Source organism: Pigmentiphaga kullae, assembly GCF_004216695.1.
Lineage (GTDB): Bacteria > Pseudomonadota > Gammaproteobacteria > Burkholderiales > Burkholderiaceae_B > Pigmentiphaga > Pigmentiphaga kullae.
This window is the reverse complement of sequence record NZ_SGXC01000003.1, coordinates 637,631-653,099: the sequence shown is the minus strand read 5'-3', so window position 1 is coordinate 653,099 and position 15,469 is coordinate 637,631. Positions and strand designations below refer to the sequence as shown.

At 69.1% G+C, this 15,469-nt stretch carries 13 protein-coding genes; 5 read left to right on the top strand and 8 right to left on the bottom strand.

The window, feature by feature from the left end:
• The 3 genes from EV675_RS25835 (at position 1) to EV675_RS25825 (ending at position 3,360) form a co-directional block, all read left to right on the top strand.
• Positions 1–1,680 (top strand): PepSY domain-containing protein, encoded by a 1,680-nt coding sequence (locus EV675_RS25835; RefSeq protein ID WP_130361336.1) that lies wholly within the window; start codon positions 1–3, stop codon positions 1,678–1,680.
• A complete protein-coding gene (locus EV675_RS25830; protein WP_130361334.1) occupies positions 1,677–2,117 on the top strand; it encodes a cupin domain-containing protein in 441 nt (146 codons plus the stop codon). Before EV675_RS25835 ends, EV675_RS25830 begins: the two co-directional genes overlap by 4 nt.
• 61 nt (positions 2,118–2,178) lie before the next feature.
• Positions 2,179–3,360 (top strand): RhtX/FptX family siderophore transporter, encoded by a 1,182-nt coding sequence (locus EV675_RS25825; protein ID WP_423213252.1) that lies wholly within the window; start codon positions 2,179–2,181, stop codon positions 3,358–3,360.
• Here EV675_RS25825 and ppk1 read toward each other — a convergent pair.
• Positions 3,357–5,450 (bottom strand): polyphosphate kinase 1, encoded by a 2,094-nt coding sequence (gene ppk1 / locus EV675_RS25820; RefSeq protein ID WP_130361330.1) that lies wholly within the window; start codon positions 5,448–5,450, stop codon positions 3,357–3,359. The genes EV675_RS25825 and ppk1 overlap by 4 nt on opposite strands.
• Positions 5,451–5,586: 136 nt before the next feature.
• Between ppk1 and ppx the strand changes: the two genes are divergently transcribed.
• On the top strand, positions 5,587–7,077 hold the full coding sequence (ppx, locus tag EV675_RS25815; RefSeq protein ID WP_130361328.1) for an exopolyphosphatase: 1,491 nt from the start codon (positions 5,587–5,589) through the stop codon (positions 7,075–7,077).
• A gap of 140 nt (positions 7,078–7,217) precedes the next feature.
• On the opposite strand, the gene EV675_RS25810 is transcribed toward ppx, so the two are convergent.
• The 6 genes from EV675_RS25810 to EV675_RS25785 all read right to left on the bottom strand — a co-directional run bounded on the left by EV675_RS25810 (position 7,218) and on the right by EV675_RS25785 (position 14,036).
• Entirely contained in the window at positions 7,218–8,021 is an 804-nt protein-coding gene (locus tag EV675_RS25810; RefSeq protein ID WP_130361326.1) for a GNAT family N-acetyltransferase, read from the bottom strand.
• 448 nt (positions 8,022–8,469) lie between these two features.
• The gene (locus EV675_RS25805) at positions 8,470–8,922 is read right to left on the bottom strand and encodes a SixA phosphatase family protein (protein WP_130361944.1); all 453 of its coding nucleotides are present in this window, start codon (positions 8,920–8,922) and stop codon (positions 8,470–8,472) included.
• Between the two features lie 88 nt (positions 8,923–9,010).
• The gene (glmM, locus tag EV675_RS25800) at positions 9,011–10,351 is read right to left on the bottom strand and encodes a phosphoglucosamine mutase (RefSeq protein WP_130361324.1); all 1,341 of its coding nucleotides are present in this window, start codon (positions 10,349–10,351) and stop codon (positions 9,011–9,013) included.
• A 52-nt stretch (positions 10,352–10,403) separates the two neighbouring features.
• The gene (gene folP, locus EV675_RS25795; RefSeq protein ID WP_130361322.1) at positions 10,404–11,270 is read right to left on the bottom strand and encodes a dihydropteroate synthase; all 867 of its coding nucleotides are present in this window, start codon (positions 11,268–11,270) and stop codon (positions 10,404–10,406) included.
• Between the two features lie 150 nt (positions 11,271–11,420).
• Positions 11,421–13,307, bottom strand: coding sequence for an ATP-dependent zinc metalloprotease FtsH (ftsH, locus tag EV675_RS25790; protein ID WP_130361320.1), 1,887 nt, complete (start codon positions 13,305–13,307; stop codon positions 11,421–11,423).
• A gap of 78 nt (positions 13,308–13,385) precedes the next feature.
• Positions 13,386–14,036 carry an RlmE family RNA methyltransferase gene (locus tag EV675_RS25785; protein WP_124690438.1) on the bottom strand — a complete coding sequence of 217 codons (651 nt, stop codon included), beginning with the start codon at positions 14,034–14,036 and terminating at the stop codon, positions 13,386–13,388.
• A gap of 144 nt (positions 14,037–14,180) precedes the next feature.
• Between EV675_RS25785 and EV675_RS25780 the strand changes: the two genes are divergently transcribed.
• Positions 14,181–14,930 carry a YhbY family RNA-binding protein gene (locus tag EV675_RS25780; protein WP_130361318.1) on the top strand — a complete coding sequence of 250 codons (750 nt, stop codon included), beginning with the start codon at positions 14,181–14,183 and terminating at the stop codon, positions 14,928–14,930.
• Here the strand turns inward: EV675_RS25780 and EV675_RS25775 are convergent.
• Positions 14,879–15,304 carry a DUF4149 domain-containing protein gene (locus EV675_RS25775; RefSeq protein ID WP_242621634.1) on the bottom strand — a complete coding sequence of 142 codons (426 nt, stop codon included), beginning with the start codon at positions 15,302–15,304 and terminating at the stop codon, positions 14,879–14,881. The genes EV675_RS25780 and EV675_RS25775 overlap by 52 nt on opposite strands.
• Positions 15,305–15,469 lie beyond the last annotated feature (165 nt).

The window sequence follows — 15,469 nt, the reverse complement described above, 5'->3', positions numbered from 1 at the left end:
GTGCCGGCCCCGCGCTGGCCCCTGCGCACGGGCCTGGCCGTCCTGGCCGCGCCGGCGGCCGCCATCGGCCTGGCGATCGCCATCGCGCGCCGGGCGCCGCTGGGCGACGCGCTGGACCGGCTGTACGCCGGCATGTTCATCGGCGTGCTGGCGCAGTTGCTGATGCTGGGCGCCTGCCTGTTCCTGGGTGTGCGCACGGCCGTGCCCATGCGGCGCGCCGTGGCCGTCACCCACGCCTGGGCCGGCATGGTCGTGGGCCTCGTGCTGTTCGTGGTCTGCCTGACCGGCATGTTCGCCGTGCTCAAGCAGGAAATCCGCTACTGGGAAATGCCGTCCGGGCGCCAGGCCGCCACCGCGCGCCCCGACCTGGACGCCCTGCTGCATGCGGGCCAGGCCCGATTCGGCGACACCGCTTCCCTGACGATCCAGTTGCCGGACGGCCTGCGGCGCCATGCCATCGTGGCCCCCGCCGGCGGCAGGCCGGCCGCCGGCCAGGCCGCGCTGGCCCTGCGCGCCGGCGACGCCAGCCCCATGCCCGCCACCCATGGCGGCGCGGCGGACCTGCTGGTCACGCTGCACAACACCTTGCACGCGGGCTTTCCGGGGCGGGTGATCGTCAGCCTGTTCGGCTTCGCGCTGGCCTTCCTGGTCGCGGGCGGCGTGGCCAACCATCCCCGCCGGGCCCCCGGACTGCTGCGCCTGCGCATAGGCGCGGACGTCCGGACGCTGGCGCTCGACGCCCACAAGCTGCTGGGGCTCTGGCTCTCGCCGCTCCTGCTGCTGATCGCGGTAACGGGCATTTTCTCGGGCCTGGGCGCGCTGGCCACCGTCAACCTTGCGCCGCACGCCTTCCCCGACGACCCGCGCCGGGCCATGCAGGCGCTGATGGACAACGCGTCCTTCCCCGCGCAGGGGCAGCCCGCCGACATGCCCAGCCTGAACGCCCTGGTCGACCGCCACCGGCAGGCGCATCCCGGCTTCCAGGTGGAAAGCGTCGCCGTCCGGCATTGGGGCGATGCGCAGGCCTACGCCACCCTGCGCGGCCACGGCGCCGGCCAGTTGAGCACCGGCGTGTTCGAGCGCTTCCACTACCGCCTGCGCGACGGCGCGCTGCTGCGCCACGACAGCGCGGCGCAGCGCGGTCCCTGGACCCGGGCCTTCATCGCCATCCAGCCCCTGCACTTCGCGCAATACGGCGGCACGGCCAGCCGTTGGGTGCATGCGGCGGGGGGACTGGCCGCCGCGCTGCTGGCCGCCTCCGGCACCTGGCTCTGGCTGCGGCGGCGGGCCACGCCGGAGCACGCCCGGACCTGGCCGCGGCGGGCAACGCAAGGCGTCTGCCTGGGGCTGACGCTTGCGTGCTGCGCCCTTCTGGCGGCCACCAGCCTGACGCCGGACACCCTGCCGACCCGGCCGGCGCTGCAAGCGTGGGTCTTCTGGGGTGCCTGGCTGGCCTCGGCCGCCGCCTTCGCGTGGCCCGGGGACGGCGGCCGGCGCGCCATGGCCGCGCTGCGATCCGCCGGTGCGCTGCTCTGGCTGGCGGCCCTCGCCAGCCTGGCGCGCCAGTCCGGCCACCCGCTTGCCGCCGAGTGGCCGGCATTGGGCCTGAACCTCCTGCTGATCCTGGCGGGCGCGCTGCTGTGGCGGCTCGCCCGTTTTTCCCCTCGCCATCCATCATGACCCGACACAAACTCCCCGCCCCCACAGGCGACGCCTCGCGCCTGCCCCGGCTCTTCGCGTTGTCCTCCTCGCTGGCCATCCTCCAGGCCGACGCGACGGTCCGGCTGATGCCGTTCCAGCGCGACGGCCTGCCGCGGGCCGGCTGGATCATCGGCATCAAGCCCATCACCGACACCGCCTCGGTCCACGGCAATCACTGGGAACGGCATCCACGCGGCGACGAGATCCTGACGCTGCTGGAAGGATCGCTGCGCGTCGTCCTGGCCGCGGACGCGGGCGACGAACGCGAATTGAAAGTCGCCGCGGGCGAATCCCTCGTCGTTCCGCAAGGATGGTGGCACCGGCTGGAGGTGCGCCAGCCGGGCCTCCTGATGTTCGTCACCCCCGCCACCGACAGCGAGCACCGCCTGCACCGCCCCCATGACCTGGAAACCTGACATGCACTCTCTTTCCCCCACCCGGGCGACACGACGCGGCGCCACGCTGCTGCAATGGCCCATGATCGCCTGCCTGTACGCTTCCCAAGGCATCCCCTTCGGACTCGCGATGGAAGCGCTGCCGGCCATCCTGCGCGGCCAGGGCGCCAGTCTCGGCGCCCTGGCCTATCTGCCGTTGATCAGCCTGCCCTGGGTGCTGAAATGCGGCTGGGCCCCGATCGTGGACAACCACTGGTCGCCGCGCCTGGGGCGTCGGCGCAGCTGGATCCTGCCCATGCAGGCGCTGGTCCTGGCACTGCTGCTGGGCGTCATGGCGATCGGGGTCACGCAGGCCACCCTGCCCTATCTGCTCGCGCTGTCGGTGGCCGCGTCGCTGGCCAGCGCAACGCAGGACATCGCCACCGACGGCCTGGTCGCCGAACGGTTCGACACCCGCTCGCTGGGCACCGCCAACGCGGTCCAGGTCGCCGGCACCATGATCGGTTTTTTCTACGGCGGTCCGGTGTTCCTGATGGCCTACGCGCGCGTCGGCCAGACCGGCGCACTGCTGCTCCTGGCCCTGCCCATCGCGCTCAGCCTGGCGCTGGTCGCGGCCTGGCGCGAACCCGCCCCGCCGTCCGACCGGTGGCCGCGCCCGCAGCGGGCCAGCCTGTGGCGCTTCCTGCGTTCGGGCCGGCACGCCTGGGCGCTGATCGCCGCGGCCTTCCTGTCGGCCGTGACGGTGGTGGCCTGCCATGGGCTGTCCAAGCTGCTGCTGGTCGATGCCGGCTGGGCACTGGACGAGATCGGCCAGGTGGGCATGGCGGGCGGCGCCGTCACCATCGTTCTGGGGTGCGGCGGCGGCGCCTGGCTGGTGTCGCGGCTGGGTACCTGGCCGGTATTCTTCGCCGGCATCGCCTCGGCCGGCATCGCGGCCGCCGTCTGGACCGTGCTGGCCTGGACCTCGCCCGCGCTGCCCGGCCATGCGGTCTGGCTGGCGACGCTGCTGACCAGCTTCGGCGCCGGCAGCGCATCCGTCGCGATGATGACCGCCGCTATGCGCTTCGCCCACGCGCGCGACCAGGCCGGCACCGACATGACGGCCGTGCAGAGCATGCGCGACCTGGGCGAGATGGCCGCGTCCTCGTCGCTGATGGCCCTGGCCGCGCTGGCGGGCTATGGCGGCAGCTTCATCGTGGGTGTCGGGCTGGCGCTGGCCACGCTGGTGCTCACGCCCGCGCTGCTGCGGTCGCGTCGGACCTAGCCGGCGGTTTCGTCGGAACCGCCCAGCGCCTTCATCAGGTGCGCATGGAGATTGAACGGCCGGCGGCGCGACTTCACCCGCCCGTAGTCCCCCGAGGGCTGCTGCTGCCAGGCCAGTTGGTTGTCGCGCAGGGCGAAGGTGAAGGATTCGTCGATCACCCGCTTCTTCAAGGCCGGATCGAAGACGGGGAAAGCGACTTCGACGCGGCGGAAGAAGTTCCGGTCCATCCAGTCGGCCGAGGCCAGGTAGACCACCTCCTGGCCGCCGTTCAGGAAATAGAACACTCGCGAGTGCTCGAGGAAGCGGCCGACGATGGACCGCACGGTGATGTTGTCCGACAGCCCCGGGACCCCGGCGCGCAAGGTGCATACGCCGCGCACCACCAGGTCGATGCGCACGCCCGCGCGGCTGGCCTTGTACAGCTCCTCGATCACCGAGGGCTCGAGCAGCGAATTCATCTTGGCCATGATCCGCGCCGGCTTGCCCGCGCGCGCGTGGCGCGCCTCGCGGCGGACCAGCGCCACCATGGTTTCGTGCAGCGAGAACGGCGCCTGCAGCAGGCATTTCAGATGGCGGCGCGCGCCCAGTCCGGTCAGTTGCGAGAAGATCTGCTCCATGTCCTCGCACATGCGCGCGTCGGCGGTGAACAGGCCGAAATCGGTGTACAGGCGCGCCGTGCTGGGGTGGTAGTTGCCGGTGCCCAGGTGGCCGTAGCGGCGGATGCGGCCGCGTTCGTGGCGCAGCACCAGCGCCATCTTGGCGTGGGTCTTGTGGCCCACCACGCCGTAGACCACGTGCGCGCCCACTTCTTCCAGGCGCGCGGCCCAGTTGATGTTGGTCTGCTCGTCGAAACGGGCCATCAGCTCCACCACCACGGTCACTTCCTTGCCCGACCGCGCGGCCGCCAGCAGCAGGCGCATCAGTTCGGAGTCCTCGCCGGTGCGGTAGATGGTCTGCTTGATGGCGACCACGCTGGGGTCGGCCGCCGCCGCGGTCAGGAAATCGATGACGGGCTGGAACGACTGGTAGGGATGGTGCAGCAGCCGGTCCTGCGCGGCGATGGCCTTGAAGAGTTCGTCGGGCGTCAGGTTGCTGCGGTCGAACGGCGCCGGCAGCGCCGCCCGGAACGGCGGGAACTTCAGTTCCGGCCGGTTGATGCCGTTCACCAGCTGCATCAGCCGCGCCAGGTTGACCGGGCCGTCCACCCGGTAGGCGTCGGCCGGCGTGAGCGAGAACTCCTTGAGCAGGAAGCTCTCGAGTTCCGGCGGACTGGAGTCGGCCAGTTCCAGCCGGACACCGTCGCCGAAGTGCCGCTGGGTCAGTTCCCCTTGCAGGGCCTGGCGCAGGTTGGTGATTTCCTCGTCGTCGACGAACAGGTCGCTGTTGCGCGTCAGGCGCCACTGGTAGCAGCCGTCCACCGTCATGCCGGGGAACAGGTCGCCCACGAAGGCCTGCATGAACGAGGTCAGCATGACGTAGCCGTGCGGGTGGCCGGACAGCTCGGGAGGCATCTGGGTCAGGCGCGGCAAGGCGCGGGGCGCCTGCACGATGGCGATGGCGGCATTGCGGCCGAAGGCGTCGCGGCCCGACAGCTGGACGGCGAAGTTCAGGCTCTTGTTGAACACGCGCGGGAATGGATGCGCCGGATCGAGGCCGATGGGCGTCAGCAGCGGCATGACGTCCAGCCGGAACACCTCGTGCGCCCACGCCCGCTGCGCCGGCGTCCAGCTCTGCGCCATGTGCAGCACGATGCCCTCGGCCTGCAGGCGCGGCAGCACCTCGCGGTTCAGCAAGGCGTACTGGCGTTCGACCAGCGCATGCGCGGCCTCGGACACGCGCTGCACGACCTCGGCCGGGGTGCGGCCGTCCAGCCCGCGCGCGCCGGGATTCTGCCGCACCTGCTCGTGCAGGCTGGCCACGCGGATCTCGAAGAATTCGTCCAGGTTCGAGGCCACGATGCACAGGAAGCGCAGCCTCTCGAGCAAGGGTGTGCGGTCGTCCTCGGCCAGGGCCAGGACCCGTTCGTTGAACTTGAGCAAGGCAAGCTCGCGATTCAGGAACAGGTCTTTGGCAGGCAGTCTGGCAACCATGGGGGATCCGCAAAAATGGAGGGACGAAGCTGAGAGGGTTATTTTTGCGTCAAAATGATGACTACCTTATGACAGTGCAACCATTCTGTCATCGAAGCGCCTTATTCTTGCAGTTCGCCTCCCATCTTTCCATTCCATGAACCAATTGCTCGCCGCCGTCGATCTTGGCTCCAACAGTTTCCGTCTGGTCATCGGCCGCGTGGTCGACGAAGGCGGAACCGTCCAGATCTACCCGGTCGACAGGCTCAAGGAAACCGTGCGGCTGGCGGCGGGCCTGCGGGCCGACAAGACGCTGGACACCTCGACCACCGATTTCGCCCTGCAGGTGCTGCGCCGCTTCGGCGAACGCCTGCGCAGCTTCCATCCGGAACGCGTGCGGGCGGTGGCCACCAACACCTTTCGCGTGGCGCGCAACGTGGCCGAGTTCCTGCCCCTGGCCGAAGAAGCCCTGGGCTTTCCCATCGAGGTCATCGCCGGCCGCGAGGAGGCCCGCCTGATCTTCTCGGGCGTCTCGCATTCGCTGCCGCCCTCGCCGGCCAAGCGGCTGGTGGTGGACATCGGCGGCGGTTCGACCGAGTTCATCGTCGGCCGGCGCTTCGAGCCCGAGCTGATGGAATCGCTGTACATGGGGTGCGTGAGTTTCAGCCGCGCCTATTTTCCCGACGGCATCGTCGACGCCCATACGATGAAGCAGGCAGAAATGGCCGCCCGCCGCGAGATCGAGGTCATCGCCAAGCAGTATCGCAAGGCAGGATGGCAGGAAGCCTACGGCTCGTCGGGAACGAGCAAGGCGCTGGGCGCGATCCTGACCGAATCCGGCTTCTCGGAAGGCGGCATCACCCGGCGCGGCATGGACAAGCTCAAGGACCGGCTGATCAAGGCCGGCACCGTCGAACGCGCGCAACTGGCGGGCATCAAGCCGGACCGTACCTCGGTGCTGCCGGGCGGGCTGGCCATCATGAGCGCGGTCTTCGACGAACTCAACATAGAAGTGATGCGCACGGCCGACGGCGCGCTGCGCGTGGGCGTGCTGTACGACCTGGCCGGCCGCGACGCCTCGCTGGACAAGCGCGACGACACCGTGCGCCAGTTCATGAGCCGCTACAAGGTGGATCGCGCCCAGGCTGCGCGCGTGCGGCAGACGGCGCTGGAGCTGTTCAAGCAGCTGGTGCCCATCCCCGCCGACGAACACCAGGAATTGACCCGAGTGCTGGGCTGGGCCGCCGAACTGCACGAGATCGGCCTGTCCATCGCCCACAACACCTATCACCGGCACTCGGCCTACATCCTGGAACACGCCGACATGCCGGGTTTCTCGCGCCAGGACCAGGCGCTGCTCGCGCTCCTGGCGCTGGGCCACCAGGGCAAGCTGGCCAAGCTCCAGCACCTGGTCACCCACCACGAACAGTGGATCGCCATCCTGTGCCTGCGCCTGGCGGCCATCCTCTACCGGCGGCGCGAGGACATCACCGCGCCGCCCATCAAGGTGTCGGTCAAGGGGTCGTCCGTCATCGTCAAGACGGACGCGGCCTGGATGAGCGCCCATCCGTTGACCGACTTCACGCTGCGCGCCGAGGAATCAGAATGGCGCAAGGTGGGATTCACGTTCGAGCTGCTTGAGCTCTGAACGCAGGCGCCGGGTCAGCCGGCGCAGCACCCTCACCCCGGTGCGGCGCAGCCGCCGCGTCAACCGCAAGCGCCTGCGCCGCGTTCCCGACGGGCGCGGGAATGCCGCCGCCAGGCGGCGGCCAGGCGACGCCGCGGACCTCACGAACGCCTCGAGACCTGGGATTCCAGCCCGAAATGCCGGCGGTAGCGGTCGTCCAGCGCGTCGATGGACAGCAGCATGGGAAAGTCGGCCGTGTTGAAATCGGCATCCCAGGCCGGCTCGCCGCACACGCGGGCGCCCACTTTCAGGTAGCCCTTGATGAGCGGCGGCACGCGGGTCGGCAGGTTGCAGTCCAGGCGCTCGACGGGCAGCCGGTGCAGCGGCTGCACGCACAGGTCGCGGGCCTGCTCGATGTCGGCCGCCACCGAGCGGTACACCCCCGCCGCGGTCGCGCCGTCGTCGCGCAGGCTGACGCTGGCGCAGCCGAACACATAGCGTTTGCCGGTACGGCGCAGGAACTCGGCCAGCCCCGACCACAGCAGCATGATGACGGCGCCGCTGCGGTAGTCTCGATGGGTGCACGAACGGCCGAACTCGACCAGTTCGCTGCGGATGGCCCCCAGCCCGGACAGGTCGAACTCGGACTCGGAATAGTAGCCGCCGGCGTGGCGGGCCTGATCGGGCCCCAGGATGCGGTAGGTCCCCACGACCCGGCCGGTATCCAGTTCACGCACGATGAGATGTTCGCACCAGGCGTCGAACCGGTCCTCGTCGATGCCGTCGATGGCGGTCGGGAAGACGGCCCCCATGTCTTCGGTGAACACCTCGTAACGCAGGCGCTGGGCTTGCCGGACTTCTTCCCAGGAACGCGCCAACCCCACGACCAGGCCGGGGGTCTGGACACCGCCTTGAAGTTCGTCGGCCAGGCCGCGACGCGCTTCGATGCGGGTGAATTCGAGCATATGCACACTCCTTGACAGGTAAGTCGAGTGTCGGTGCTTAGCGTTTCACGTCATTGACAGAATAATGACGGTACCATGAATCAAACAATACCCGTGGGCCGCCGGAAACGCATGCTTACGAAAAGGCCCCCCCCTACGCCCTTCGGGCGCCCCCCAGGGGGCGAAACCGGCGGACCGGCAGGGAAGCCCACCCCCGAGCGGCCTTTGGCCGCTCCCCCTCAAGGGGGCGATGCGGGTGGACCGGCGGAGCCGGATCCACCGCATCCTGGGCCTAGTACCTGCTTCTTGGGGGCGGCACCGGTGCTATCGCTGGCTGCCAGCGGTAGCACCCTTGCTTCAGTCCAAGATACTTCCCCTAGACCCAGGAAACCGCGGATCCGGCTTTGCCGGTCCGCGGGTTTCGCCCCCTCGAGGGGGCGCCCGAAGGGCGTAGGGGGTGGGCTTCCCCCTAGACAAACTCGGGATTGATGACGGCGCGGATCACGACCTGGAAGTCTTCGTCGCGCTGGCGGCGGGCCAGCCACCACAGGCCGCCCTTCTTCAGGCTCCAGGGCAGGTCGTCGCCGGCCAGCAGGGTGCTGGCCACGCGGCCCAGCGTGGGCTGGTGGCCCACGACCAGGACCGAGCGCGGCGACAGGGGCCAGCCGGTGGCGGCCAGTACATGGGCCGGCGAGGCCTCGGGTGCCAATTCGGGCACGACGGTGTAGTCGCAGCCCAGCGCATCGGCGGTCTGGCGCGTGCGCACCGCGGGGCTGGCCATGACCATCAGGTCGGACGGAGCATGGGCCCGGAGCCACGCGGCGACGGCCTCGGCCTGCTTGTGCCCGCGCCGCGTCAGGGCGCGCTGCAGGTCGTTCGGGCCGTCCTCGGCCTCGGCGTGGCGCCAGAGAATCAGGTTCATGGACGATGCTTGCATGGTCATAATCGAAGTTCCCGATTGTGCCCGCGGGGCATGACTGGGGCTTGACAGGGTCGCGGCGCCGCCGAAGCTAGGCCAGGCTGGCGGACAGGAGGGCCAGGCAGTCGTCGACCAGCGCTTCGTCGGCCGCCTCGACCATCAGGCGCAGCTTGGGCTCGGTGCCCGAGGCGCGGATCAGCACCCGCCCCTGCCCATCCAGCCGCCGTTCGACCTCTTCCCTGGCCTGGGCCAGGCCGGCATGCCCGTGCCAGTCCACGCCCGGCGCAAGCGGCACGTTGACCAGCTTCTGAGGATACAGCCGCAGCGGCTCCAGCAACCCGGCCAGCGACTTGCCCTGGCGGCGCATCGCCGCCAGCACCTGGAGCGCGGCCATGGTGCCGTCCCCGGTGGTATGGCGATCCAGGCACAACACATGGCCGGAACTTTCGCCGCCGTACAGCCAGCCCTTCTTGCGCAGCATCGCCAGCACGTAGCGGTCGCCCACGGCGGCCCGCGCGAACGGCACGTCCAGGTCGCGCATCCGGTGTTCGAAGGCAAGATTGGTCATCTGCGTACCGACCACGCCCGCCACCGGCCCGGCCAGCAGGCGATCCGTCACGATGGCATACAGCAACTCGTCGCCGTTGTATCGCCTACCGTCGCCATCGACCATCAGCACGCGGTCGGCATCGCCGTCCAGCGCGATGCCCAGGTCGGCCTTCTGCGCCTGCACCGCCTCGGCCAGCGCGTCCAGGTGGGTGGCGCCGACGCCGTCGTTGATGTTCATCCCGTTGGGCGCGCAGCCTATGCAGCTCACGGTGGCGCCCAGTTCCTCGAACACCGCGGGCGCCACGTGGTAGGCCGCGCCATGGGCGGCGTCGATCACCAGCCGCATGTCGGCCAGGTCGAGGTCGTTGGGGAAACCGCTCTTGCAGAACTCGATGTAGCGGCCCGCCGCGTCCGTCAGGCGCTTGGCGCGGCCCAGTTTGCCGGACGACACGCACCCGACCGGCTCGCCCAGTTCGGCCTCGATGCGCAGTTCGACCTCGTCCGCCAGCTTCATGCCGGTGGCCGAAAAGAACTTGATGCCGTTGTCGAAATAGGGATTGTGCGAAGCGCTGATCACGATGCCGGCCGACAGGCGCAGCGCCCGGGTCAGGTAGGCGATGGCCGGGGTGGGCATGGGCCCGGCCAGGAGGACGTCGATGCCCGCCGCGGACAGCCCCGCCTCGAGCGCCGATTCCAGCATGTAGCCGGAGATGCGCGTGTCCTTCCCGATCAGGACGACCGGCCGCCCCCCGTCGCGATGCTCCGCCGTCAGGACGCGTCCCGCCGCATATCCCAGGCGCAGCGCGAATTCCGCGTTGATGACCTTTGAACCGACCTTGCCCCGAATGCCGTCGGTACCGAAATACTTGCGTCGTCCAACCATCGTGGATGGCCCCCTGCTTGTTGTTCTTGTCCGCGCGAAAAGCGCACGGCCATCATTCGTCCCAGGCCCGTACCGCTTGCCAGACCTTCAGGGCGTCCACCGTGGCCGCGACGTCGTGGACGCGGACGATGGCCGCCCCCCGGTCCACCGCGGCCAGGGCCGCCGCGACGCTGCCGGCCACCCGTTCCCCCACGGGCTTGCCGGTCACCGCCCCGATCATGGTCTTGCGGGACACCCCGATTAGTAGCGGATATCCCAGCGCACCGATAGTGGGCAAACTACGCATGAGCTGGTAATTGTGGGCGGTGGTCTTGCCAAAGCCGAATCCCGGATCCAGGCAGATCCGCTCGCGCTCCACCCCCGCCGCCAGCAGGCGCTGCGCATGCTCGCGCAGGAAAGCGGCCACCTCGCCGACCACGTCGCCGTAGGCCGGCGCCTGCTGCATGGTGCGCGGCTCGCCCTGCATGTGCATCAGGCACAAGCCGCTCGCCCCTCGCGCCACCGCCTCGATCGCGCCCGGCTGCCGGAAACCGTAGATGTCGTTGATCATGTCGGCGCCCGCGTCCAGCACCGCCCGCATCACCGCCGGCTTGAAGGTATCGACCGACAGCGGCACCCCGCACTCCCGCAGCGCCTCGATCAACGGCAGCAACCGGGCCAGTTCGTCCCCCAACGCCACCGGCGCCGCCCCCGGCCGCGTCGACTCGCCGCCGATATCCAGCATGTCGGCCCCTTCCGCGACCAACTGCCGCGCATGCGCGATCCCCGCATCCAGCGCCAGATTCTTCCCTCCATCGGAAAACGAATCCGGCGTGACGTTGATGATCCCCATGACCAGCGGCCGGGAAAACTCAAGAGAAAAACGACCGCACTGAAGCCGAGGCGGCGTATCAGAATGAATTGGCACGGAATCCTGCATGCATGCTTACGCCATAAAACAACAAAGGGCGGCAAAACGCCGCCCTCCACCAGCCGGTTGGTCCCCCAGGGCACAGCGGATCCGGCTCCGCCGGTCCGCCAGTGCCGCCCCCCTGGGGGGGGCGCGCGAAGCGCGTAGGGGGGGGTACCCCTACGCCGGGGCCGTCGCGTTCTGCGCGACGCCGCCGGTGCTGGGCGGCGTGTTGGGCGGCGCGCCGGCCGAATCCGAGGCCTTCGGCGGCCGCGGCGGACGTCCGTCGATGATGTCGTTGATCTGGTCGGCATCGATGGTTTCCCATTCGAGCAGCGCGCGGGTCATGACCTCGACCTTGTCGCGGTTGTCCTCCAGGATCTTGCGCGCCACCGCGTACTGTTCGTCGATGATGCGGCGGATCTCGCCGTCGACCTTCTGCATGGTCGCCTCGGAGACCTGGGTCGTCTTGGTGATGCTGCGGCCCAGGAACACCTCGCCTTCGTTCTCGGCATAGACCATGGGGCCCAGCGAGTCGGTCATGCCGTAGCGGGTGACCATGTCGCGCGCGATCTGGGTCGCCCGCTCGAAGTCGTTCGAGGCGCCGGTGGTCATCTGGTTCATGAAGACCTCTTCGGCGATGCGGCCGCCGAACAACACCGCGATGGTGTTCAGCATGCGGTCCTTGTCCATGCTGTAGCGGTCGCCCTCGGGCAACTGCATGGTCACGCCCAGCGCGCGGCCGCGCGGGATGATCGTGACCTTGTGCACCGGATCGGTCTTGGGCAGCATCTTGGCGACGATGGCGTGGCCGGACTCGTGGTAGGCGGTGTTGCGGCGCTCTTCCTCGGGCATGACGATGGAGCGGCGCTCGGCGCCCATGATGATCTTGTCCTTGGCCTTCTCGAAATCCAGCATGTCCACCGTGCGGCCGTTGCGGCGAGCGGCGAACAGCGCGGCCTCGTTCACCAGGTTGGCCAGGTCGGCGCCGGAGAAGCCCGGCGTGCCGCGGGCCAGGATGGTCGCGTCGACGTCGGACGACACCGGCACCTTGCGCATGTGGACCTTCAGGATCTGCTCGCGGCCGCGGATGTCGGGCAGCGGCACCACGACCTGGCGGTCGAAGCGGCCCGGGCGCAGCAGCGCCGGGTCGAGCACGTCGGGCCGGTTGGTGGCGGCGATCACGATGATGCCCTGGCCGGTCTCGAAGCCGTCCATTTCCACCAGCATCTGGTTCAGGGTCTGCTCGCGCTCGTCGTTGCCGCCGCCCAGGCCGGCGCCGCGCTGGCGGCCGACCGCGTCGATTTCATCGATGAAGATGATGCAGGGGGCATGCTTCTTGGCGTTCTCGAACATGTCGCGCACGCGGGCCGCGCCCACGCCGACGAACATTTCGACGAAATCCGAACCCGAGATGCTGAAGAAAGGCACCTTGGCCTCGCCGGCGATGGCGCGCGCCAGCAGCGTCTTGCCGGTACCCGGCGAGCCCACCATCAGCACGCCGCGCGGAATGCGGCCGCCCAGCTTCTGGAATTTCGAGGGGTCGCGCAGGAAGTCGACCAGTTCCTGGACGTCTTCCTTGGCCTCGTCGCAGCCGGCGACGTCGGCGAAAGTGACCGTGTTGGAGTTCTCGTCCAGCATGCGCGCGCGCGACTTGCCGAAGTTGAACGCGCCGCCGCGCCCGCCGCCCTGCATCTGGCGCATGAAGAATATCCAGACGCCGATCAGCAGCAGCATCGGGAACCACGAAACGAAGATGCTCATGAAGAGCGAGGGCTCTTCCTTGGCCTTGCCCGACACCTGGACGCCGTACTTCATCAGGTCGCTGACCAGCCAGAGATCGCCGGGGGACGTGATGCTGTAGGGACGGCCGTCGGTAGGCGTGACGCTCAGCACATCGCCCTGGATGTCGACTTTCTGGATGCGCCCGGCCTTGGCCTCTTCCATGAACTGGGAGTAGGACACGGTGTCCTGCGGACGGGTGCGGCCCTCGAACTGCTTGAAGACCGTAAACAGGACGAATGCGATCACCATCCAGACCGCGACTTTGGAGAACATATTGTTCAAGGTCGATCTCCTACTTGATTGCCGATCGGTCGACCTGCCGGAAATACCCGGCCCGATCGGACACTAAGTCCGATTCTACTATTGTCGGCCGCCGGGATTCTTCAGCCCCACCCCCACGAGAAAGGTCTCGGAGGATTTGTCCCGCGACGCCTTGGGCTTGCGTTCCACCACCCGGCGGAAAGTCTGCTTGAAGCTCTGCACGATCTGGGAAAAACCGCTGCCGTGAAACGCCTTCACGATCAGCGCCCCGTCGGGCTTGAGATGCTCCTGCGAGAATTCCCGTGCCAGATCGCACACATGCTGGATACGCGCCGAGTCCGCGGCACCGACCCCCGATAGATTGGGGGCCATGTCCGAAATAACAAGGTCCACCGGCTGGCTGCCCAGCAGGGCCTCGAGCTGGCGCAGCACCTCTTCCTCGCGGAAATCGCCCTGGATGAACTCCACCCCGGCCACCGGCTCCATGGGAAGCAGGTCCAGCGCGATGATCCGTCCCCGTATCGTACCCTGCGGACCGGCCAGGCGCTCGCGGGCGACCTGGGACCAGCTGCCGGGCGCCGAACCGAGGTCGATGACCACGTCGCCCGGCCGCATGAGCTTCTCGGTGTCCAGGATCTCGGTCAGCTTGAAGGCGGCCCGGGCCCGGTATCCCTTCTGCTGCGCGAGCTTCACGTAGGGATCGTTGATGTGCTGGTGCAACCAGTTCTTCGAAAACTTGTTCTTGGCCATATCTGCCCGGTCATCCGGGTCGGTATCGATTCAAATCAATGCGGCATCGCCGCGCCATCCGGAGCATACTGCGGTCCAGGGCCCGCTCCCCCGAAACCCAAAGGAGCCATCGCGCCGCCGGCCCGGCTCCCGTACAATCTCGCCATGCCAGTCCTAGACATCAATTCGACACTGCGCAGCGCCCTCCGGGCCGCTGCCCACCCGCTCAAACCGGTCGTCCTAATCGGCGACAAGGGCCTGAGCGAAGCCGTCCTGCAGGAAATCGACCGCAACCTCTCGGCGCACGGCCTGATCAAGGTCCGCGCCGGCGGCGAAGACCGCGCCACGCGGGATGAACTGCTCTACCAGATCTGCGGCGAGCTTTCCTGCGCGCCCGTCCATCACCTGGGCAAGGTCTTCATCCTGTACCGCCCGACCGAGCGCGATCCCGATGCCGCCGGCCTGCTGGGCGCCCGCAAGCCCAAGTCGGACGTGTCCACGCTGGGCACCGGGGCGCGCAAGGCCAACGAAGCCCACCTGCCCAAGAAATTGGCGGTGGCCGGCAAGCCCGCGGCGCCGGCCCGTACCCGCGCGGAACGCCAGGATCGCGCCGAGCGCGGCGACGGCGCCCTGACCGCCCGGGAACGCTACCTGGGCACGGACAAGCGCCAGCGGCCATCCACCCACGAGGAAACCGGTTCGCGCCGGGGCGCCGCGCGCACCACGCCGGCCCGCCGGCCCTCGGGCCTGGGCTCCACGCTGGGCGCGGCCCGCAAGACCGCCTCGGGCAAGCCGGCGGCAAAACGGGCGGGCAGCGCGCTGTCGCTGCGCGCCGGCGCCCGCAGCCGGCCGGCCGAGGGCGGTCAACGCACGACCGCCACCAGCCGCAAACCCAGAACCGCCACCAAGAAGTAAAGCACGCTCGACACCCCGTGCCAGGTCCCGAAATCCGCCCAGGCGGGTACGGCCTGGCCGGCGGCGATCAAGGCCCGCCCGTAGTCCATCACGGGCCGGGTGCCGAAATACCCCAACCCTACTCCCACGGCCATGACCAGCACGGTGCGGCGCCCCGCCGCTCCCAGCGGCAACCCGCGCCCCAACCGGTCCAGCAGCAGCATCGACAACGCCACCACCAGCCCGCCATAGGCCAGCAACCGGAACAACGACCCCGCCGTCGCCGCCGCGCGCATGGGCTCGAGCTGCGAAAACAACAACGGCACCACCAGCAGCCCGATCGTCCAAAGCGCCCCACACCACAGCGCCGCCAACAGCCGCACCACCGTAGCCATCAATCAGCCTCCAGGGCAGACCAACACATTGAATCAGGACAAAAATAGGACAAAAGAACCCCACCCCCTCAAGCCCAGGATGCGGTGGATCCGGCTCCGCCGGTCCGCCCGCATCGCCCCCCGGGGACCCGGCGCCGGGCCGCCCCAAGGCGGGTCCCGGCCCCC

Bases quoted from the DNA above. Each gene is read 5' to 3' on its own strand.
- EV675_RS25830 (WP_130361334.1), top strand. From the start codon at position 1,677: ATGACCCGACACAAACTCCCCGCCCCCACAGGCGACGCCTCGCGCCTG.
- EV675_RS25825 (WP_423213252.1), top strand. From the start codon at position 2,179: ATGATCGCCTGCCTGTACGCTTCCCAAGGCATCCCCTTCGGACTCGCG.
- ppk1 (WP_130361330.1), bottom strand. From the start codon at position 5,450: ATGGTTGCCAGACTGCCTGCCAAAGACCTGTTCCTGAATCGCGAGCTT.
- ppx (WP_130361328.1), top strand. From the start codon at position 5,587: ATGAACCAATTGCTCGCCGCCGTCGATCTTGGCTCCAACAGTTTCCGT.
- EV675_RS25810 (WP_130361326.1), bottom strand. From the start codon at position 8,021: ATGCTCGAATTCACCCGCATCGAAGCGCGTCGCGGCCTGGCCGACGAA.
- EV675_RS25805 (WP_130361944.1), bottom strand. From the start codon at position 8,922: ATGAACCTGATTCTCTGGCGCCACGCCGAGGCCGAGGACGGCCCGAAC.
- glmM (WP_130361324.1), bottom strand. From the start codon at position 10,351: ATGGTTGGACGACGCAAGTATTTCGGTACCGACGGCATTCGGGGCAAG.
- folP (WP_130361322.1), bottom strand. From the start codon at position 11,270: ATGCAGGATTCCGTGCCAATTCATTCTGATACGCCGCCTCGGCTTCAG.
- EV675_RS25785 (WP_124690438.1), bottom strand. From the start codon at position 14,036: ATGGCCAAGAACAAGTTTTCGAAGAACTGGTTGCACCAGCACATCAAC.
- EV675_RS25780 (WP_130361318.1), top strand. From the start codon at position 14,181: ATGCCAGTCCTAGACATCAATTCGACACTGCGCAGCGCCCTCCGGGCC.
- EV675_RS25775 (WP_242621634.1), bottom strand. From the start codon at position 15,304: ATGGCTACGGTGGTGCGGCTGTTGGCGGCGCTGTGGTGTGGGGCGCTT.